Annotated in this window: 12 protein-coding genes; 4 read left to right on the top strand and 8 right to left on the bottom strand. The window is 51.5% G+C overall.

The window, feature by feature from the left end; all coding sequences use genetic code 11:
* Positions 1–364 (top strand): hypothetical protein (locus VCA57_RS10450; protein WP_411184931.1); only part of this gene is annotated, 364 nt, incomplete at its 5' end.
* A gap of 1,025 nt (positions 365–1,389) precedes the next feature.
* On the opposite strand, the gene VCA57_RS10445 is transcribed toward VCA57_RS10450, so the two are convergent.
* From VCA57_RS10445 to VCA57_RS10410, 8 genes are all read right to left on the bottom strand, one after another.
* On the bottom strand, positions 1,390–2,028 hold the full coding sequence (locus VCA57_RS10445) for a hypothetical protein (protein ID WP_411184930.1): 639 nt from the start codon (positions 2,026–2,028) through the stop codon (positions 1,390–1,392).
* Between the two features lie 155 nt (positions 2,029–2,183).
* Positions 2,184–5,237 (bottom strand): metallophosphoesterase, encoded by a 3,054-nt coding sequence (locus tag VCA57_RS10440; protein WP_411184929.1) that lies wholly within the window; start codon positions 5,235–5,237, stop codon positions 2,184–2,186.
* Positions 5,238–5,264: 27 nt separating this feature from the next.
* Entirely contained in the window at positions 5,265–8,450 is a 3,186-nt protein-coding gene (locus tag VCA57_RS10435) for a type I restriction endonuclease subunit R (RefSeq protein ID WP_411184927.1), read from the bottom strand.
* 331 nt (positions 8,451–8,781) lie between these two features.
* The gene (locus tag VCA57_RS10430; protein ID WP_411184926.1) at positions 8,782–10,428 is read right to left on the bottom strand and encodes an ATP-binding protein; all 1,647 of its coding nucleotides are present in this window, start codon (positions 10,426–10,428) and stop codon (positions 8,782–8,784) included.
* Positions 10,425–12,134 carry a DUF262 domain-containing protein gene (locus VCA57_RS10425; protein ID WP_411184925.1) on the bottom strand — a complete coding sequence of 570 codons (1,710 nt, stop codon included), beginning with the start codon at positions 12,132–12,134 and terminating at the stop codon, positions 10,425–10,427. Before VCA57_RS10425 ends, VCA57_RS10430 begins: the two co-directional genes overlap by 4 nt.
* Positions 12,135–12,152: 18 nt before the next feature.
* On the bottom strand, positions 12,153–13,313 hold the full coding sequence (locus VCA57_RS10420) for a restriction endonuclease subunit S (RefSeq protein ID WP_411184924.1): 1,161 nt from the start codon (positions 13,311–13,313) through the stop codon (positions 12,153–12,155).
* Positions 13,310–15,391: an N-6 DNA methylase gene (locus VCA57_RS10415; RefSeq protein WP_411184923.1), complete on the bottom strand. Its 2,082-nt coding sequence runs from the start codon at positions 15,389–15,391 to the stop codon at positions 13,310–13,312. Before VCA57_RS10415 ends, VCA57_RS10420 begins: the two co-directional genes overlap by 4 nt.
* A 293-nt stretch (positions 15,392–15,684) precedes the next feature.
* Positions 15,685–16,680 (bottom strand): tyrosine-type recombinase/integrase, encoded by a 996-nt coding sequence (locus VCA57_RS10410; protein WP_411184922.1) that lies wholly within the window; start codon positions 16,678–16,680, stop codon positions 15,685–15,687.
* A gap of 167 nt (positions 16,681–16,847) precedes the next feature.
* Here VCA57_RS10410 and VCA57_RS10405 point away from each other — a divergent pair, with 167 nt between their 5' ends.
* The 3 genes from VCA57_RS10405 (at position 16,848) to VCA57_RS10395 (ending at position 22,284) form a co-directional block, all read left to right on the top strand.
* Positions 16,848–17,495, top strand: coding sequence for an MBL fold metallo-hydrolase (locus VCA57_RS10405; protein ID WP_411184921.1), 648 nt, complete (start codon positions 16,848–16,850; stop codon positions 17,493–17,495).
* Between the two features lie 104 nt (positions 17,496–17,599).
* The gene (locus VCA57_RS10400; RefSeq protein ID WP_411184920.1) at positions 17,600–18,256 is read left to right on the top strand and encodes an OmpA family protein; all 657 of its coding nucleotides are present in this window, start codon (positions 17,600–17,602) and stop codon (positions 18,254–18,256) included.
* Positions 18,257–18,573: 317 nt separating this feature from the next.
* Positions 18,574–22,284, top strand: coding sequence for a response regulator (locus tag VCA57_RS10395; RefSeq protein ID WP_411184919.1), 3,711 nt, complete (start codon positions 18,574–18,576; stop codon positions 22,282–22,284).
* The last annotated feature ends 79 nt before the right edge of the window (positions 22,285–22,363 follow it).

Raw genomic sequence — 22,363 nt, 5'->3', positions numbered from 1 at the left:
CAGGAACAACTCTTTGCGGGTCTGCTTGCGCTTACCGGCGTACTCGGCGTCGGCGAAGGTCATCTGCTTCATCGGAAAACTCGGCGGGTGGAGTCTGGGTATTTTGCCAAAATCAGGAAGTCTTTTTCAGAGTTTCCTTAGCATGTTCATGAGTGAAATTGTTCGAAGTTTTAACTGGTTGTTGCTATCTGTTGATGCAGACATGGTGGTTGGTCGTGAGTATGAGGCTATGGCCAATATATGCATCTCTTTTTTGCGCAGGTCAACAATTGTTTGCACTGTGCTGCACGAGTTTGCTTTGGCAGATTTTAGATTGCAATTAAGTGGTATGAAAGTGACGTATAAGTGCTGTGGGGGGGCGTGAAAAGTGCCTACTAATTGCAAGCAGTGACGAGTTAATTTGCGACTGTTATCTTTGGGTTCAGGGCAGGATGTGTGAGGTAGGCCTACCGACCACCTCACCACCTGCTTTATTCGCCTGCGGCTCAACAGGGTTTCATCATGCGACACAGTGATGAAATGCAGTCTGGCCGTTGGCCGCAAGCGTTCGACGCTGCCGCCCACCTTCAGGACGAGGAGACCATTCTGACCTACCTGCGTGCCGCGCTTGATGATCCAGCGCCGGGAGCACTATGGCTTGCTTTAGATAACGTGTCTAAGGCATGGGGGAGGCGCGTTTGATAAGGAACTCTGATTATAGAGCTTGGACACCTAGATGTTGACTTAGTGTGGCGTGCAAGTAATGGTCAGAGAAAGTCTCAGCCCGAGCTTAACCTTGTTAGCGTGATGAGTGATCCAGTTTTTCGGTTTCGATGATTATAAATCTGTTGGTGCAGCTGGCTAAGGCCAGAGCTCTGAGAAGTTGTATGTTTCTGGTTGGTTATTAGCAATCCTTGCACTATATCTATATGCCAGGCTGATAGTTAGTCGCTCTTAAGCGGGAGAAAGATGCGAAATCCCCATGCTAAACAAGCAAAAGCCCAAAGGGGTGATACTAATGGGGAGGTCTCAGGTTGGCCGATGTTATGTAGAGGTAGAAGGCCTGCTGTAAGTATCGTTAGTCCGAAAGCAGCATGTAGCCATTCGGTTGTGAGTTTAGATAAGGACTCAAGGATCCAGTCTATTACTTCAACGAAAAACGAAATCAGAATTACCTGTGTTGCGAACAGAGCGGAGAATACTATTGGGTAACTCCAGGATTCTTGGCTTGGAAGTTCGCTCTTAAAAAATAGGCCATAGCTTGAGTAAAATGCAGCTGCCATAAGCGGCCAAACCAGAATGCGGACTAATTTGTTAAGGCTTTCAAGGTCTTGTAAGCTGAACACGGCTTTATTTTCTCAGTGGTTAATAGTTAAGACTTATTTTGGTTGGTGTTGGTCATATGAGTGATTATATCTCGTTTACGCGAAGTATATTTCTGAAGTCGTGTTCTATCGATTTACGTGCTTCGTTCATGTCATAGTTAACTTTCTCGAACAGTTTTTGAAGGTTAGGTGTTTCTCCGTTTCCGAGGGATTCCCCTGATGCAATGGCGATTCGGGCTTGGTCGAGAGTTTGTGCGGCTGCAACATAAAAGCTAGATATTTTATCAGCTATGTCTCTTGAGAAATAAATTCTGTTTCTCTCAAAATGCGCTACGAATGAATCAAACTTTGGGAGTGCAGCATTATAGGCATCTTGCTTTGAAGGTTTTTTGCGACCAAAATAATCTGGGCGAATTGTGTCATATATGGCTTCGTGGAGTGTTACTAAGAGCTTGTAGTTTTGATCAATTAGCGCGGCTCTAGTTTCGATTAATTTTGCATGTCCTAGCTGGGCTGCATTTCGTTCAATTTGTAATTCGTGCTCTAGTGATTGAATTTTTCGAGCATGGCTGGCTTCAAGATTTTTTATCTCGATATCGGTAATGTGTTTTTCTCTCAAGTGAATTCTGCTTTTCCACACGCTGCCTAGCCATGCGGATAATCCTGCGATAAAAAATGAACCGCTGGTAATTTCTCTTAATGTAAAACTAGTTAGCTCGCTCATATCGTAATAACTGCATAGGTGAGTTGTGGATGGCTAATTACCAGGATGGAAATGTTTGGCTGTCGATTCTTATCTTGCGCAAAGTTATTGAATGATGCAACCCTCTATGGGAGCTATCTCTGGATAGAGTTTCCTAAAGAGGGTTGTATGATTATTTAGTTGCTTTTAATTAATTTGCTCTTTCTTGTTTTCAGATCGATGGCTCTTGATTGGCTGAGGCTTATTTTAACTAGTGACGCAAGTCGTTGCTTATCTGACTCGGATGTGTGGAACATGTGTAAGTGGTAAAATACTAGGCTCTGTAATATCGTGAATGCGAAAGGGTTGTCTTTGAGTGCTTTGGCTAGGTTATCTATTTCGGTAAAAGGAAGATTTCCTGGTTGTGTAAGGTAGGTTGCTGCGCCAATCAGTCGGTATGAATTAGTTGGATTTTCATTTACTAAGGTAAAAATGTCCTCTCTGATTTTTTCAGAGCTTACAAATTGGGCAGATTTTGCAATAAATCCGGTACAGATGAGTCCGGTTATTTGGAAAGCAAATTTCTTGGCGTGTTCAACTCGTTGATCAGCCGTCAGACCTGGCCTTGCCTCTTCAATTGCGCGCTCTAGCTCTGATATAAAAGCCTCTGGCTGCTCTTCAATTCCTGAGAAAATAGCTTTCAGGGAGCGGAGGGTGCCGTCGAATATTTGTTTTAAATATTCATTTTTGCGTGAGCGTTCAATTGAACCGTAATAATTTCTGGTTATTAACCCAAGAATTTCAGATGTCTTTGTTAATTTGTGAAGTTTAGATGTTAGTGACAGAGCGTCATTAACGGTTCCGCTGGTAGTTTGTTCTGCTTGCTCGTCCGACTCATTCTCGGAAATAGTGTCAGCTAGCTCTCTCTGTTGCTCTTGGTTGCGATCAACATCAATTTCTTCGATTAAGAGCTGTGAGGCGGTTTCGACAAATTCATTTATCGCTTTTACGTCGCCATTTAATTCAAGTGGCGTTTTGTCTGAGAAGCACGTTTTCAAGTTGTCTGTGATTTGTTCAACAACCCATGGGTCGTTTCTGTGGTGGGTTAGAAACATTATGGAGTTGGCGTTTTCTCTCTTGTGAAGGTCGAGGCAGTATTCTGTGATTTTTTCTTTGATTGAGTCTTTGTGAAGGTTATCTGCTAAGTACTTCCCAATAAATAAGTAATATATGTAGGAGTAGTTGAACTTATAACCTCCGCCATTTTGTAAGAGTATTTTGGATTTTGTTAGTATCTCAATCCGAGGTTCGAAATCTACAGAGGTGTATTCGGAAGAGAATTTGCTGTTGAATTCCTTGAATTCATTGGTGCTTAGTTCTTTCGAGTTTCGTTCTTTAAATTCCCAGGCAAGATTTGCAAGGTAGTTGAACATTTCGTTTAGACGGTCAGCTCTAAAGCCTGCTTCTTTCAGGCTTTTAACTATCAAGTACTCGTAATAATGGGAGAAGCTGCTATTTTGTAGTTCTCCTTGTTGTTTCTGTTCGCTACTTTGTAAGAGGATTAATAGGTATATTGGTTTTGCTGGAATCAGATTTTTGCCAATAATTGTTGTAATAAGGCGTTCAACGTCATGTACACGTGCATCAAGAGCTGTTTTGGTTGACACGTCCCCAAGCAAACACCATTTCTTAATGAGCTTGTGTCTCATGCTTAGGCCGAAAGGCCTGATTGTATATGTCAAGAAATCTGCTAATGATTCAGCGGCGTCAACATCCACTAGTTCGCTTATCTGGTATCTTGAATTTGCAGTTACGTATATCGATGAAAAGTTTTTTTCTAAGTGCTGTATTAACTTTAATTGAGATCGTGCGCCGCCGGATATTCTGTCTATATCATCGACAATTGCTATCTTGTTTTTCTTTGGTGCGTAGTTGATTTCTTCTGCTTGGCAGTATTGATTTTCTGCAAGTGCGGCGATTTTTTTATCAAGCTCTCTGTCGCTTACAGAGGTAAGGTCCGTGGCTTTTATGTATAAAGGTATAAGGCCTTGGTTGTGTAGGTCTAAGAATATTCTTTTAAGGAGGAATGTTTTTCCTGCCTCGTCTTCGCCAAGCAAAAGTGTCTTGTCTCCCTCTGTGCTTGCTTGGATTATTTTGTCGGCATAAATTGTTTTGCTTTCTTCTTCGCCGGTGTTGTCTTTTAGTTCCGGGTAAAGGAAAACATCTTCTGCTAATATTTTGTTTCTTTCTGGGTGCGTAAAGTTTCCACCAGGATCGGAGAGCGTTTCTACGAAGGCCGGCAGTAGGCGATATTTGCCTTTTAAGCTTTGTTCAGAGATTTTTAGCTGATGAACAATCTCTTCTTTAAGGAGTTGTGGTGTTGCACCGGACACACTGAACCTACGTTCGACTACTGTGTTTTCATGTATGTTGAAAAGCAAACATGAGCACTCCGAGTTTTGTTCGTCGTGAGGCTGTAAAGCTGGTGCTTCGAAAATTAGTATGCTTCCATTTTCGGAATCAATTACTTCTTCTGATCCAAATGAGTGCTCGTGGCCAGAAAGAATTACATTTGAGTGTGTGCGTAATGTCTTCTTTAGTGGGTGATAGCTTGCCTGGCAATACCAGTTTAGTGGGTGATGTATTAGCGAAATTCTTAAATTTGAGGGTGCTTCGATTATCTCGATGTAGTTATCAATTGGGAAGACCAACTCGCCTTGGGTCTCAGGGATGCGTGACATCCAGGCAGCATTAATTGCAGAGATTCTGATTGGGTTGCCACTGATATCAATTTCATATTCACACCAGAGCTTATCCTCAAATATTGGTTTTGCTCTGGTTATGTTTTTCCTGAATAAGAAAAAGTTTTCCTGAACTGCTGTGCAGATTTCAATCGCCTCTGGGTCGCTTGCTTCCTCAGGGTTGGCGACAATGTTCCTGATTGCTAGTTTTCGAGGAAGTGTCTCTGGAATAAGTATGCAGTCGTGATTTCCTGGAGTTACGATTATTTCAGGTGATTTTCCAGACTCATCAAGTATGTATGACTGGATTTCCTTTAAGAGTGTTTCTGCTAGTTCGTACTGCTCTTTGCTTCCGCTGTATGCTATGTCGCCAGTGATTGTGATAAGAGTTAAGTCTGACTCTTTTGCTGTGTTGTAACACGCAGCTGCTATCTGGGCAGCCTTTCCAAGGACTTTGTCTTCTTTGTTTTTTATGTGTATGTCGCTAAGATGGAGAATGCCTAATTTCATTTTTCTTCCTTGTGTAGGCTGTGCTTCTTAAAATAGTGGAGAGGGTAAGGATGGGTAAGCTGTGAAAACGTGCTTGTAAATTTCACCTGCTTTGAAAATAACTTCGTCCTCGTTATATGTGTCAACGGGTAGGCCAGTTTTTTCATCCCAAAGAAAGTCGCGAATTGCTATTTGAACCGCATCCCGTGTGCTTTCTTTTTCACGCCAATTTTCGATTCTTAGCTTCTCTTTCTTTAAGGTTTCTAGAAGCTCTTTTGCTATTTTTTTGATCTGATTAATCCCATTTTTGTCGAGATCTGGTTTCTTCATTAGATCGAAGATTGCGAGGGTTTCCTGATCCAAACCTTCGCGTATGGCCCGACTTTCTTCATCTGTAAGGGCTTCGAGAAATTTACTTAATACGTTGAAGCTGTGTTCAATAGTCTGCTGATCTTTCTCGCTGTTGTACGCGGCGACAATTTCTTCATAGTGCTGCTGGAAGTTGGTACGCAGCGGGTTCTGGGCGAGCAGCTTGGCCAGCTTGTTTTCGATGACCTGTTTTAGGTTCTGTACTGTGGTCTTCTTCGCGGGGCTTCGTTCGAACTCGCGACGGAGCAGGTCAAAGTCGATGCTGCTGATGTCGTAGACCGTATGGTCTTCCTTCTGCGGCAGGCCTTGGCTAGCGATTGCACCATCCATAGCCTCGTGTAGCTGGCGGATAAGATCAGATATATCTGCCTGGTCGCGGTCTTTTTGCAGGCTTTTGTAGATGATGTTGATGGCACCTACATCGTTGCGGAAGTCGTTAACGCCGGGAATGGTCAGGCAGGCTTTGAATTTCTTGAATACCTCACGCGCTTGGATTTCAAAGCGCTTGCGAGTCTGGTCGTTATCGTTGATCGCTTCCTTGGCGGTAACAATTGCGGCGTTGCGGGCGAAGCCGGTTTTCTCGGTGATGTCGGCTAGCTTGAAGTCATGCTCACTGAGGTAGTCTCTGACCAGGTCTATCGCCTCAGCCATCTCAGCTAATAACTCTTCGTTGGGGCGGGCGGGATCATCCTCAGTGCCATCATCATCCGAGCCTGTAGCGAAGGTGGCGAGTGCTTTGCGCAAGTTCTTGAGGATGCCGCAGTAGTCGACGATCAGACCGTTGTTTTTGCCCTCATTGATCCGGTTGGCGCGGGCAATGGCTTGCATCAGCGTGTGGGCCTTTAAAGGCTTGTCCAGATACAGCGTGGAAAGGCTTGGCACGTCGAAGCCGGTGAGCCACATGGCACAAACGATCGCGACGCGGAATGGGTGTGCCTCACGCTTGAAGGCGGACTCTATATCCAGGCGTTTGCCGTCGCCCAGTTCAAAGCCTTCTTTCATCAGCTTGCGGTGGGGCTTGATGTCGATGCCCCACTTGCTGAACTTGTCGACCTCACCTTGTTCTTCGCTGACCACTACGGCCATCAAGGTTTCGCGCATCCAGGCCAATTGCCGCTCGCGGAAGATCAGTTCTTGTTCATCGCTCGCACTGCTCAGCTGCTTTTCCAGCTGATTGATACGTTCCTGCCAGCGGTCGGCAATCAGCGCGTGCATGCGGGCACAGGTGACTTTGTCGATACACACCAGCATGGCTTTGCCGGTTTCCCAACCCGTTGAGTAATGCTCTACGAAGTCGGCGGCTATGCGCTCCAGGCGATGGCCGTCGGTGATGATGTGATACTCGCGCTTTAGTTCGCGCTCCAGCCGCTGCTGAACGTCAATGTCATCAATCTCAAGCTCTTCCAGCTTGGCGGCGATGCGTTCGTTCAGGTCAGTGGTGGCGATCTGTAATTTTTCGCCCCTGGCGTCATAGAACAGGGGCACGGTGGCTTTATCGTCGACCGCACGCTTGAAGTCATAGGTCGACAGGTATTCGCCAAATACGCGCCGGGTGATTTCGTCGTCCTTGAACAGCGGGGTGCCGGTGAAGCCGATAAAGCTGGCATTGGGGAGGGCATTGCGCAGGTTCAGGGACAGGCGACCGTATTGAGTGCGATGAGCTTCGTCGGTCACCACAATGATGTCGTCACGGGTCGAGTAAGGCTTGCTCGGATCGACATCTTTGTTGAATTTCTGGATGAGGGTGAACAGCACTGATTTGTGCTGTCCAAGCAGTGCCTGTAAGTGGTCGCCACTTTCAGCACGGCAGGGATCTTTGTCGTGGTCCGCTAGCCCGCAGCCGGCAAAGGTTTTGTAGATCTGACTGTCCAGGTCATCGCGATCAGTGCAGACCAGGAAGGTGAAATTGCCGCCCAGTAGGCGGTGTACCTTGCGCACGAAAAAGACAATGGAATAACTCTTGCCCGACCCTTGGGTATGCCAGAAAACCCCCAGTCGTCGCTCCAGTTCTTCACGGTTATGTACCGCTAGAATCGCTTTGTTCACGCCGAGGAATTGATGGTTGCGAGCGACGATTTTGACCAGCTTGCCCGATGACTCATCGAACAGAATGTAGTTCTCGAACAAATCGAGTAGGTTGCGCTTGCTACAGACCCCCTTGAGCAGGGTTTCCATATCCACCGCCCCAGGCTCTGATTCGTCCAGGCGCTTCCATTCATGGAAGTACTCGAACTTGCTACCCAGTGAACCAATCTTGGCGTCCACCCCGTTGGCTAACACGATGAAGGCGTTGTGATCGAACAGATGCGGCACGGTGTCCTGGTAGTCGGCCAGGTTTTGCTCGTAAGCGGCGCGAATATCTTTGTTGAGATTTTTTAGCTCCATGAATAGCAACGGGATGCCATTCACAAAGCCCACAATGTCGGCGCGGCGTCGGTAGAGATCGCCACGTATCCACAGTTCTCGCACCACCAAGAAGTGGTTTTTCTCTGGTTCGTCGAAGTTGAATACGCGCAGGCGCTGTTTTTTCAGCTCGCCCTTGTCGTTGTGAAAGCTCACCTGCACGCCATCGAGCAGCTGATGATGCTTATCACGATTGGTGAGCATCTGAGATTGGGTAGCAGTGCGCTCGGCGATGATGCGTATGGCTTCGCGGTACGCAGTCGTTGGCAGCCCTGGATTGAGGTCAAGCAAGGCTTCGCCCAGGTAGCGGGTCAGCACAATCTCGCGGTCGCTCAAGCGCCCCAAGGTGCCTTCGGGGCCAAAGGTTTCTTCGTTGTAGGCCAGCACAGACTGCCAGCCAAGCTCGTCACGCAGATAGTCAGCAGTGGTTTGCTGAACCAAAGTGTCTTCGTTGTAGCTCACTAAGTCCCTTCCCCTGTGTGCAGCAGACCATTGCCTGGTCGATTCCCCGGAGGAAACCCATTTCAGTGCTTGAGCCTGCGGGGCTCATCCTTGGGCCTAATCTTCGCCCAAATGTGCACTGATTGGCACTCTTTTGCATAACAAGGCATTCGGCATAGAGGGGTCTGGGAGGGCATTACTTGGTATTCCTATCGGACATAGCCAGGCGCGCATCAACAGGTGTCCATTAGCGGGAAGTATATTTCTCGGGGCATTGGGGTTGCCCTAAAAGACAAAGCCGATAGAAGTGGGCAGGATTGCCCCGGCTTTGTCTTTTATGAGGTGCGCTGTTTCAGCTGGAGTGGTCGGCTAACCAATAGCGCCGCCAGCGACGCTCGCCTTCTGGCCGAACCTGCTCCTGATCGATCAGCTCATCCAGCGCACGCTTCACCGTGCGATCAGAAATCTCACCTCCGATGCGGGTGTTGATTTCACTGGAGGATGAGCCAGGGTAGCGTTGCAGATCTTCCAGAATCAGCGCTCGCAATCGATGCGGCTCAATACGGGTAAGGGTGGTTTTGCCTTCCAGGCCGCTACCGCGAAGCCATTCAGGTGCGACGAAGTAGCGGGTTGCCTTGGTGCGTCCGCTTTCACTCACCAGATGCCAGTCACGCAAGCGACCGAACCAGGGCTTTAGATCATCGGCTGAGCTGAGTTCCAGGGCGGATGCCAGCTCGCTGGCAGTCATGCCTTCGTGCTGGGCGAGTAACCCAAGAGTGATGCGTTCTCGGCGAGTGGGCTGGAAGCGCTCATCAACAGTTTTCAGTAAGCCGATCATTTCCGGGCGCACGATGCGGCGTCGGATGGTGACGCGTACGGAGTCCGGCCCTTCGCTGGTCTCCGGTGCTGGGCGACCCTGGGATAGTTGCACGTCGTACATCAAATCGAAGCCGGTGCCTTCCTTCTCCATCATTTTCAGGTCGTGGAAAAGCACTGCCATCCGGTCGTTACGACGTCGGCTGGCATGCAGGATATTGCCGGGGGTTACGCCAAACGGCAGGCGGCCAGGGTTTACCACTTCGAGCCGATCTGGATGCAGGTTCAGGTAGATGTCACCGCGCTGGGTATACGGGCGGTGTACCAGGGCATTGACCAATAGCTCACGCACCACCCGCTCATCGAAAGCAGGGATGTGTTGCCGATAGAGGCCGTCGGGCAGTTCGTAGCTTTCGCGGAAATCCGGCACCTCGCGCCAGATGGCATCCACCAGCTCGATGGGCGACTGTTGATAGTCATCCCACAGCCACTTATTCACCTTGTCGCCATGCTCGTCGTATTTCAGCGCTTGCACCATAGGCGCAGTGCCTAGACGGGCACGATCACGAGCTGTACCAAGGATCAGTACGCCGAGATTGGTCAGCCACTCACCGTCGGCTAAACCGTAGTGATCAAGCAGTTCGGGATCGCTTTTTTCTTTGGTGTTTGCCTTGACCCGATCCGAAGCGCGCAGGCGCTGAACTAACTCAGTCTGTTTGCCTGCGTCGACGGCTGTGTGTGGCACCTGCAGGTTACTCAACGCTTCCCAGGGCACGCCGGGGCGCTCGTTAAGCAAGCGCATCACGTCATCGCCTAGCACCGGCTGGCAGCTGTCGCCCACGCGCAGGAAATAGCGGCCGTCGGAGGTTGATGCCACGCCAAAGGCCTTGGCTACCGTCAGCTCGACGAACTGACCGCCGTTTTCGGCCGTTACCAGGCGTGGTGCAACAATGACGTTGACGGTGCGCTCTTGAACCCGGCGGCGCAGGGTATCCAGCAGTCCTGGCTCTACTCGTTGCTCAGGCGGTGGAAGCTCGGCACCGTCCTCGATGCCGATCAGCAACTTCCCGCCTGCGCTGTTGGCGAAGCAGACGCAATCAGAGGCCAGCTCCTGCCAATTGGCGGATTTGCCTGTCACCTTGCGCAGGGACTTGCGGTCGAGGTGCTGGTTTTCGAGAGTCATATATCAGCTTTTTCTTCAGTCTCAGCCTGCTCGGGAGTCATCGAAAGTAGCTTTACATTCAACGATAAGGCAATTGCCTTAGAGCGCTTTTCGATGAATAAATCGTAATCATCCATGTCGATGCCGTAGTTGACTGAATTAAATATTAGGTGGCTCTTAAGTGTCTCGCTAATTGAAAAATTTTCTTTTGAAAAGGCTCCGATATATGTGCTGGGCGACTTTTTTCCGATTCTGTGTTTGTTGGAGTATCCATCTATCAGTGTGATGTTTGCGATGAGGTTAGGTTCTGAGTTTTTAAGGTTTTCCTCGATGTATTTCTTTGGGAAAAAGTGGTGATAGTTTCGGCTTGATGCAATTTTTAGATTGCTGTTGTCCAGTATTACACTGCCGTTGGTGTCAAATGATTTTGGCTGATTGTATGCCAGTAGGCAAAGAATAGATTTGCAGTAAGAGTTCCCAGAGGTGAAATAAGTGGCGGCAATGTCGTCAGGTGATATTGATAACTCTTGCTTTGGATAGTCGGGAACTTGGCTTTCTATGATTTTGTCAATTTTGTTAAAGTCTTCACTGATTTTTGAGTCTGAGGACGATCCGTAGCGCTCAGTAAGCCCTGCCCAGTAGAAAAACTGCTCTAGGAGTCGTGCTTGTTTTAGTGAGGGTTTCTTGTTTTTTGTTGCATAAAAATAATAAGTTATTGGGATTAGTAGGGCTGGGTAGGGCAGTAATTGAGAGACAGGTACTCGTAGCTCTGACCGAATAAAGTCGATGGCCATAAATAGAGAGGCTGTCATTGGTTTCCAGTTGGAAATGAAATCCTCACGTTTGATTTTTAATATGTCGCGTCCACGTACAGCTCTTTGGGTTATGGCGGATACGCATTGCATAATTAGCGATTCAGGTAGTGTTTCAAACTTTGCCGAGGTTAAGCATTCTTTCTCATCGTCAGAGCCGTCGCGTAAAATTTCATAACGTTCGGCAAGATCAAACCCCTTGGATTCGTCGTATGTTTTTGCGACCATTATTTCAAAAACAGTCAGTGCTTTGCCGCCAGTGTTGATTCTCGAAAATACTTCACAGGCAATTTCTATAGGGTAGTCTTTGATTGTTATTGTTGAAAAGTCGTAATTTACAAGCCTCCCTTTGTAAAACTCTATCTGTTTGAGTTTGTCTCGTTCGAATTCGTCAAAAAGGTCTGTTAGCTGGCAAGTTAGTAAGCGGTGTACTGAAATATACTTTCCTGGATTTTGCTCGGTCAGGTTCTCAGTGGTTACTATTGGCTCATCGCTTTCTGGGGTGCTATCAAGATCAATGAAAATGTCTTGATAATTTATCTCTTTACCATCTTTTGTTATTCTTATTCCCTTGCGTATTGCATAAAGGGAGGTGATTCGCTGTTGGCCGTCTAAGATGTACTGTACGTAATCGCCCTTGGGCGTTTCAGGTAGTTTGTGGTTACCTACCTCTTTGTAGCTTCGTAGTTCTTCTTTTGTTTTCCAGAAGATGAAGGTTCCTATGGGGAAGCCTTTCAGGATGGAGTCAATCAGTTTTGCGGACTGTTCCTTTTCCCACACAAACTCACGCTGGAACATCGGCAGTTTGATCTGGCCGGTATCAATCTCGACAAAAAGAGATTCATATTTTTTGTTATGGTTCTCTGGCTGAAGTAGAGCGGGTTTGTCAGCTTGAGCGGTGTGGTTGTTAGACATGAATTATCATCCTTGGTTTTAGACTGAAAGCTCGCCGCTCATTAAACGTGGAAGAATTAAATCTCGGGCTTGGGCGAGCTTTTGGCTCTGCTCTACAAGTGTTTCGATCAGGCTGTTTGTTGGTTCCACCGCTTCTGCATATGAGTCCTGAATCCGCTTGGGTGGCAGAAGAATAGGCACTGTTTTCAGTGCTCCAGCGCTGAGGTTTGGCATGGTCGAGCCTTTGGCGCGATTGATAATGCAACCCTCTGTGTCAGGAGCGCCCAGCTGGTCAAATAGATATCGAGGATTAACTATGACCGGGTCTGGCCTAAAGCGAAGGCAGCCGGTGCCACAAAAATAACCGTCCTGGCGAGGCCCGATAAAAGCGCGTCTACCAATGTCCCCACGTCGGCCATAAACGGTATCGCCAATTTGCATGCGATGTCGCCCTAGCTGGTTGGCTAGTGACTCGGGGATGCGAGCAATGGATTGGAGTGACACGCGGCGACTAGCAATATCTTTGGGCATCACCACTGGAATGCCATCATCCGCGTAATCAGATTGATGCAGTTGACTGCCGAAAGGGCCCGTTTGAATACCGTCCTTGGGGAGGCAGATAGCCTCAAGAGCCTGGCGACTCCAGCCTTGCGGAACACCATCAAGCACTTTCAGTTGTTCATGACCGGGAAAGCGCAAGTGGACGAACCACTCGCGGTAGAGGAGACGGGTCGACTCCTCCAGAAGCTGGATGCGGCGGCTGTTATTTTCTATATGGTTGTCATATGCCCAAAGAGTGTCTGCTATCTGCAATTGTATCGCTAAGGTTGGCACCCGAACTTTTAGTTCGTGAAGAACATTGCGATCTATTCCGGGTACTGCAGCCTTGTCACTCTGGTAGTTTTTTAGAGCGTTCTTTAGGAAGTAAGCTGCAAATCTTGGATAGCATCCTTTGAAGTCAACTATGTAAAGGGCTGTGTTGAGCGGCCAATAATCTTTCTCAAGATAAAAAACTTCGCCAAGAGTGCCGTATCGACCAGTTACTACGCCGGGGGCACTAGCTTTGCTTTCGGAGTGGTAGCCCGTGATTCCTGATGAAGAGACAACTGGTACCTCACCCTCTTGGCGCAAATTGGCAGGTAAGTCGTGCCCACGCTTCAAGGTTAAGAAGTCTCCTAGCCGACAGGTGTGCCAACTCATACCCCGAGTTCCTTAAAGGTTTTGGCGATCTGAGCGGCTAAGTCGACCGCCTCTTCATTGAGCCCTTGCAGTTCGATATGTATATCGCTCAAAGCTAGCTCGAAGTCGAAATCTTCATCCTGCTCTTCCGGAGCAACCCCTACATAACGACTCGGGGCGAGCGACCAGTCGCTAGCGGCGATTTCTGCCAGGCTGACGCATTTGACCAAGCCAGGGATATCGCGGAGTTCAGCAGTTGGAAATTTCTCTTGCAGCCAGTGGGCCGCCTTCCAGTAGTGGCGTACTTTTTTCAGTGCTTCCACTAAGGCTTTGCGCGATTCTTCAGCTGCTTTACGGCTGCGATTTAGTTCACGAACGGCGGGATTTGGAGTGCCAGTCTCACCGGAAACCTTTTCAAGGTCTTCGATCAGGCGGCTGGCGAGTTTGTAGAGTTGGTCGGCATCCTTGATCAGATCGCGACTATGTTCAGCCAGGCTTTTGAACTTGTTTCCAGCGGCAAGTAGCAGGGCATTAGACGGGGTTACGCCCTGCCAGAAGCTGTTGCAGGCTGTGACATCGTTATCGAAGGCTCCTGCTTCGGCGCAGTAGTCGGTGGTGGCGGATTCCAGCTCAACCAAGGACTGGTTAAGTGCCGCATTAGCTGCTGCGAAGATTGCTGGTTTGATTTGATCTGTCAGGGCGTCGATGGCGTTGCGCAGGGCGATCAGGGGCTCACCACAGTCGCAGGCTGCCGCAACCGTTTCACCAAGGTGGTCTGCAACCAGGTCGAGGAAGCGTTGCTGCTCGCCCCGATACAGCCAGACGATGGCAGTAAGGTTGGCCAGCTGCTCTGGGGCGAAGTCATAGATCTTGCGCGTGACCTTGCGATAGGTATTGCGCGCATCGAGCATCAGTACATGGTCTTTGTGCTCGGCAGGCTTGGCTTTATCGAAGAACCACAGCTCGCACGGTACGGTACGGGTGTAAAAGAAATTAGAGCGAATCGAGACCATGGCGTCGACATGGCCAGTTTCCACCAGTTTCTGCCGTACACGGGCCTCGTCGCGGCCGGCGCTGGAAGCCTGGGATGACATCACGAAGCCGGCGCGACCCTTGTCGTTCAGGTAGCTGTAGAAGTAGGAAATCCACAGGTAGTTACCGTTGCTGACCTTGTTGCCCTTGTTTACACCGGGTAAGCCGAAGGGCAGGCGCGGGTCATTCTTGACTGCCTCTGCGTCCACCTCATCAACGTTGAACGGCGGGTTGGCCATTACGAAGTCGGCCTTGTGCAGCAGTTCGTGCGGGTCTTCGTAGTAGCTGATGGCTTTCTGAATATCACCACTCAGGCCATGCACGGCCAGGTTCATCTTGGCCAGGCGGATGGTGGTGGCGTTTTTCTCTGCGCCGTAGAAGGTCAACAGCTCGCTAGGGTTTTGCTTCAAGCGCTCTACGAAATGCGCACTCTGCACAAACATGCCGCCAGAGCCGCAGGCGGGGTCGAGCACCTTGCCGTGGTCGGGTTCGATGATATTGGTGATCATGCGAACCAGGGAAACAGGGGTGAAAAACTCGCCTCCATCGTGTGCGCCTACGTCAGCAAAGGCCGTGAGGAAGTATTCGTAGATGCGGCCGAATATGTCGCCGGTAGCCTTTTTCAGTTCCTCTGGATTGAGGGTGCGCAGCAGTTGGCCAAGCACGCTATTTTCCAACTGCTGGTATTCCGCTTTGGGCAAAACGCCAGCCAAAGAGCTGTAGTCGGATTCGATGCTTTCCATCGCGCTGATAAGGGCTTGGGCGCGGTCTGCGCTATCCGGCAAGCCAACCAGTGTGTCGAACTGGGCGTGGGGTTGCAGATAAATTGCGCCGCGCTGAGAAAAGTCTTCTTTGGTAACTTCTCGCGTTTTGCCGCCCCGGCTGGGCAGGCTGGCAATGATGTCATCCTTCACGGCCAGGTAGCGGCTGTAAGCATGGCGCAGAAAGATCAGGCCCATAACGGGCATGAAGTATTCATTGGCCGCGTAGTTGGAGTTGGCGCGCAGGGTGTCGGCGGCAGACCAGAGGCGTTTTTCGATTGCCTCGATGTTTTCCAATTGGGCCATGGTGCGTAGTCCGTTGCTGAATCAGTGATTGTCCGTTGCCTTGGTGGTGCCAGGCAGAATGCGGGCAGTTTAAAGAAGTTATTGGTCTTGGTGTTTTCTACAGACCTGCTGCATCTCTGGCAGAGATAGGTCGAAAATTTTAGCGGCTAAAATTTGGCACCTCGGGCTGCTCTTCGGGTTGCTCCCGTTGCACGCGTCGACGTTTTAGCTCTGCGCGCATCCAGGCGCTTGCGGCCTGCATATCTCGGCGCAGCTCATCAATTTCCTCGTCGCTCAGCCTTCGAGGGCCGCCGTCACTGAAGTTTTTTGGCAAGGTCTTCTGTCCTCGGGTGGTAGTAGCGCATCAGCATCCGCGTGTCCTGATGCCCGGTAATTTTGGTCAGTTCGTGCAGCGGGAAGATTTCGGCCAGTCGCGAGGTGGCTTCATGGCGCAGGTCATGAAAGCGTAAGTCCATCAGAAACGGGTCATCGCTGATGTGTTGGTCGATCTTGCCCTGGGAAAGCTTTTTCTGTTTGAGGTGAAGGCTTAGCCCATCCGCGTAGGCGCTGCGAGCATCGGCGATGGCGTCCGCGAATGCCTTGGTTATTGAGTCTGGCTGGCTCTTAAAGCAGCGGCCATCGTCACGTTCGGAGAGACTTTCCAGTATCTCCACTGCCTTGCTGGAAAGGGGTACGCCACGGGCGGAGCCGTTCTTGGTCATGGGCAACAGTGCGACCCGCTTGCTCCGGTTTACGTTGGCGCTTAGCAGGCTGGTTATCTCACTGCGGCGCATCGCCGTTTCCACAGCGAAGGCGACGATCTTCGGCAGCTCGGCCGAGCGCGAGTGGCGGCAGATCATTTCTAGCTCGTCCAGGTGCTCACATACCAGCTTCCCGTCTTTGCGTGTCCATACATCGGCACTGAGGATGCGTCGCTCGCGGGCGTCATCAACGCTCGGTTGGCGGATCAGTTCGACGGGGTTGCTCAGTGACTCCATGCGCCACTCTTTGCGGGCGATGGTGAAGACGTGAGAGATCAGTGCCAGCTCACGGCGCACAGTGGAGGGGGCCAGGCCCTCTTCGAGGCGCATGTCGCGATAAGTGGCCATGTCGGAGCCACGAATGCTCGCAAGCGAACGAAGGGCGAGAGGGTGGCGTTGCATGGCCTGAATACGCGATAGCTCGGAGGCGCTGCTGCGCTTCTTGCTGGTCACCTCCTTGGCGTACAACTCCAGTGCGCTGGAGAACGAGGTGGCCTCGGCTTCGTTGCGGCTGACGAACACGCCCGCATCCATTTCGCGTTCGATCATAGTCGCCCAGGTTTTTGCCTCTGCCTGGGTATTGAATGTGCGGGTCTGTTGGGGCCACCCTTTACGTCTGATTTGGGCGTGCCACTGGTATGGGCCTTTCTTCCTGAACGTCGCCATCTTCAACCGCACTGTGCCAAAATTGTGCCATCAATCATACAGGAGCACCCATGGAAGCCGCAAAACCCCAGCTAATACGGGAAACCTTCCCCGTCGGGCCTTTGCAGTGCAACTGCACGATTATTGGTGACCCACTGACCAAGAAGGCCATTGTGGTTGATCCGGGTGGTAACCCCGATTTGATCATGGCGCGTCTGGAGGCTCATGGCCTCAAGGTGGTGAGCATCATCCACACCCACGCCCATCTGGATCACTTTCTTGCCTCTGGGCAGATGAAAGAGAAGACCGGCGCGACGTTGCATTTGCATAAAGAGGATCAGTTTCTCTGGGACAACCTGGAGATGCAGTGCCGTATGTTTGGCGTGCCTTACACGCCGGTGCCCGCGCCGGATCAGTGGTTGGCCGATGATGAGGAGTTGGCTTGTGGGTGTGGCGTGGCGTTGCACACGCCGGGACATACGCCAGGCTCAATGAGTTTTTGGTTTGCTGACGCCAAGTTGCTGATCGCCGGCGATACGCTGTTCAAGCGGGGCATTGGTCGTACCGACTTGTGGGGCGGGGACTACCCGACGATCGAGCGCTCTATTAAGCAGCGTCTATATCGCTTGGATGAAGACGCCGTTGTGGTGACCGGTCACGGTGCTGATACTCGGTTGGGCGATGAGATGCGCGAGAATCCGTTTGTGCGCGCCTCGTAAGTCCGGTGCCGGCTTAGCCTTGCAGTAAGGGAACTTTAATCGCGAACCGGGCTCGAAAACCGAGGTGGAAACCAGTTCCAAATCATGAATTTAAGGAAGTGCGCATGAATCTTTTGCGAAATTTGGCAGTTGTTACCCTCGTTCTTGGCATGCTCGCTGGCTGTACCACCAACCCCTATACCGGTGAACGTGAAGCCGGGAAAGCAGGTATCTATGGTGGCGTTGGTGCCGTTACTGGTGCGGTGATTGGTGCAGCTACATCGAGCAAGAAGGACCGCGGCAAGGGTGCCCTGATCGGTGCCGCCGTTGGTGGTGCAGCAGGCGGTGGCTATGGTTATTACGTTGATACTCAAGAAGCCAAACTGCGTCAGACCCTGCAAGGCACTGGTGTTCAGGTACAGCGCAATGGCGATGACCTGAAGCTGATCATGCCGGGCAATATCACCTTCGCGAGCAACTCATCGGACATTTCTAGCAGTTTTTATCCGACCCTTAATTCCCTGGTCACGGTGTTTAAGGAGTTCAACAAGAACGGCGTGGATATCGTCGGCCATACCGACAGCACGGGCTCGTTCGAGCTGAACCAGAACCTCTCTAATCGTCGTGCGCAGAGCGTAGCGTCGTACTTGAGTGCTAATGGTGTGCCTGCTTCGCGTTTGTCGTCCTACGGTGCGGGCTCAAGTCAGCCGATTGCCAGCAATGCTAATGAAACTGGTCGTGCGCAAAACCGTCGTGTTGAAATAAACCTCCGCCCGCTATAACGCTGTAACCCCAGCCGCGCATTCCGACCGAATGCGCGGCTTTTTTGTGTCTCGCTATTCATGGTAGTCAGCTTATCTGGCTGTTTTGTCCGCTGTTGTCGTCTAGTCGTTGCGTTTCTAAGTTCGCGTCAGTCCTGGTGATTTCTTAGCCGTCAGCCGGGCGGCGTTATGGGAAATTCAGAACGATGCTGGGTGTGCTGCTGTAGCGAGTCGGTCATGTATTCAATTCATGGCTAGACTGCTGGAAGTGGTTCACTTAAGCCCTACTGTCCCCGCGCGCTCGCCTGCGCCGGACATGGATGATGACTGGAGATCGCATGGATGACCGGCCCGCTGTTCTCGCTCGCAAACCCTGGATGCCGCTGTGGGTGACTTTGATTCTGCTGATCGTCCTGGGTGGTTTGTCACTCTGGCAATGGCGAGCGCTGGATCAGCGAGAGGAGCAGCAGCGCCAGCAGCGCTTCGAGCTGGCCGCGCAAGATGTCAGCCAGCGGATAGTCAGCCGTATGCAGGCCTACGAAATGGTTCTGCGGGGCGTTTCGGGTTTGATGACGGGTAGCGAGTATGTGTCCAATGCTGAATGGGAGCAGGCGCTTGATCAGCTGCAATTGCAGGATCGCTATCCGGGCATCCAGGCCCTTGCCTGGTCACGCTACCTGCAAAGCGAAGAGCAGCTTACGGGCTTTATCGCCGAAGAGCAGTCGCGTGGACGCAACGATTTTCGCTTGTCCCCTGCGGGCGAGCGAGGGCAGTACTTGCTGGTCGAGTACATCAGCCCGTTGGATTGGCGTAATCGCCGAGTGCTGGGCTACGACCTACTCAGCGAGCCAGTTCGTAGGGCTGCTCTCGAGCAAGCGATTGATAGCGGCGTAGCGACGCTTAGCGCGCCACTTATCCTGCGGCAGGAAACTGAAGAACATACTCAAGTGGGCGTGCTGTTGTCCTTGCCGGTGTATCAGCCAGGAAAACCACTCGGCACACTTGAGGAGCGTCGCGCTGCTTTGCTCGGCATTGTGCATGCGGCCTTTCGTAGCTATGACCTGATGGCGGGTATTCTCGGTACGCAGACCAGCCGCTTCGATATTGTTCTAAAGGACAAACAGGCCCCAGATGCTCTGTTGCTCGGTGGCGAGCCACATGACGCAACGAAACAACCTGAATTTAGTCACGTGCTTGAGCTGCCAATGTATGGGCGTAGCTGGTTGCTGACGGTCAGCAGCACGGCGGTATATGACGCGGCACAGTTCAATCGTGGTAGCAGCTTCAGCCTGTGGCTTGGCTTGGCAGCGGCGGCACTGTTGGCGCTATTGGTGGGGGGGTACTTGTACGTGCGTGAGCACGAGCTGCGCAGCAGTCAGTTGATCAATGAAAAAATACGTGAGCGTGAAGAGCGTTTCCGGCTATTGATTGAGCGCCTGCCGGTGGCGACCTTGTTGTGTAATGCACAAGGCCGTATCGAAATGGCTAACCACAGTGCCGCCGAGTTGCTCGGTATTACCGCGCAAGGCTTGGTCGGCGAGCGGGTGAAGCGCTTTCTACCGGCCGTTGAGCAATTGAGCGAATTGGTCATCGGCGACGGCACTACTGAACTGACCGGCGAGTACAAGGCGCGCTGCGAATTAGGCGAAGAGCTGCCTGTGGCCTTGAGTCTGAGCGTATTGGCCGACTCCTCTGGGGTCAGCTACTTGATCAATATGATCGACCTGCGCGCCCGCAAAGGGGCCGAAGAGCGCTTCCGCCTGGTCGTTGAGGCCTCGCCGAATGCCATCGTGCTGGTGGATAACAAAGGCTGCATTGCTATGGTCAATCGGCAGACTGAGCAGATGTTCGGCTATACCCGTGATTTTTTGTTGTCGCAGCCTGTGGAAGTGCTGTTGCCCAATGATCTGCGAGCTAGCCATGTGCCGATGCGCACGGCTTATCAGGGTAAGCCCGAGCCGCGACGCATGGGTAATAACCGTGAGCTGTTTGGCCAGCACCGTGATGGTCGGCAGATTCCCTTGGAGGTTGGCTTGTCGCCCATCTTGGGGGGGGAAGATGCTTTAGTGCAGGCGGTCATCATCGACATCAGCGAACGCAAGGCCGCTGAGCAGCGCCTACGGGATCAGGCGGAGCAGTTGACTCTGGCCAATCGTTACAAATCTGAGTTTCTCGCCAACATGTCCCATGAGCTGCGTACGCCGCTCAACAGCATCCTGATTCTCAGCGATCAACTACGGCAGAACAGTGCCGGCAACTTGACCGAAAAACAGGCTAAACATGCCGATATCGTCCATCGCGCCGGCAGCGATTTATTGCAGTTGATCAACGACGTACTGGACTTGTCCAAGGTTGAGTCTGGGCGTATGCAGCTCAAGCTTGAGCCATTGAACGTGCAGGATATTCTGGTGGAACTGGATGCCAGCCTGCGGCCGATGGCTGAAATCAAGGGCTTGCGCTTGCACACGCAGCTTGAGGCGGGCGTGCCGAGAGTCATTCACAGTGATCGAATACGTCTGCATCAGATTCTGCGCAACCTGCTATCGAATGCCTTGAAGTTCACCGAGCATGGCGAGGTCAGTCTAACGGTGTCCTGCGACAGCGATGGGCCGCAGGAGGCATATGAGCTGCTCAGTTTCAGTGTGCGTGACACCGGCATTGGTATCGCCGCTGAGCAGCATGAGCAGATATTTCAGGCCTTTCAGCAGATTGATGGCTCAACCAGTCGGCGCTTTGGCGGCACCGGTCTGGGGCTAGCGATTACCCGGCAGCTGGTGTTGGCCATGGACGGTGAAATTAGTTTGCAGAGCGCTCCCGGTGAGGGCTCCTGTTTTACCGTGCGTTTACCTGTGCGGGTGATGCCTCAAACGCCTGAGGTTCCCACGTTAGAGGCCCCGCTGCGCAGCGGTTCAGGCCCGACGGTAATGATCGTTGAGGATGATGAGAATTTTGCGGCAGTACTGGCCGAAGAGGCGCATGCCCACGGATTTTCCAGCGTGCAGTGCCGTAGCGGCATGCAGGCGCTCAACCTGCTGGATGACGAGCGTTTCAGCGCGGTTATTTTGGACATCATGCTGCCCGATATCAGCGGTTGGCAGCTGTTCCGGCGTTTGCGCAGGCATGCGAACCATCGGCTAACCCCTGTGCACATTATTTCCAGTGTGCCGCAGCCGGAGGATTGGAATGACGACGGTACGCGCTACCTGGTCAAGCCTATTCAGCGCGCCGATCTTGAGCAGGTATTTATCGACCTACAGCAAGGTCAACAGCCGGTACAGCGGCTGCTATTGGTTGAGGATATTGAGGTTGAGCGTGAGCACTATCGCGCGCACCTGCAGCAGATGGGCTTTATCGTGCAGGCCTGTGCCAGCGCTGATGACGCGCGCACGGCTTACGCGGATGAGGCTTTCAATGCACTTGTGATTGACCTTGATCTGCCGGATCAGGATGGTTTTGAACTGCTGGAAAGCCTTGACCGCCTCCGTCCTCTAAATGGCACGCGGGTAGTGGTCAACACCGGCGTCGATGTTACTCAGCAGGCGTTGCAACGCTTGCGCCGTTTCAGTGCTGTAGTCGTGCACAAGCATGGCGAGGACATGCAGGCGCTCAGTGAGGCTGTACAAGGCTTTTTGGATGGCGTGCGTGGCCCCGCGCAGCAGGGCGACACGCGCTTGGACAACCCGCTGGAGGGGCGCCGTGTGCTGCTGGTCGATGATGATGTACGTAACGTCTATGCGATGAGTGCGTTGCTTGATGAGGCCGGGCTGATCATCAGTTCGGCCAAGGACGGCCGTGAGGCGATTGCCTGCTATGAGCGCGAACCCTTTGATCTGATTCTGATGGATATGTCCATGCCCATCATGGATGGCTATACCGCCACTCGCCTGCTGAAAACCGAACATGCCTGCAGTATCCCGATCATTGCCCTGACGGCCCATGCGATGAAAGGTGATCGGGAGAAATGTATCGCGGCGGGTGCCGATGATTACCTAGCCAAGCCGGTTAGTCGCGAATCTCTGTTGAGCTTGCTGCTGCACTGGTTGGGTTAGTGCGTAAGAGGCTCACGGTAGTTTTTCTGGGGGCTGCTAATCTGAACCACAGCATAGGCAGTGCAGCTGTTTTGGCGAG

The organism is Pseudomonas sp., from assembly GCF_046581935.1.
Taxonomy (GTDB): Bacteria; Pseudomonadota; Gammaproteobacteria; order Pseudomonadales; family Pseudomonadaceae; genus Aquipseudomonas.
This window is presented reverse-complemented; position numbering and strand designations above follow the sequence as displayed.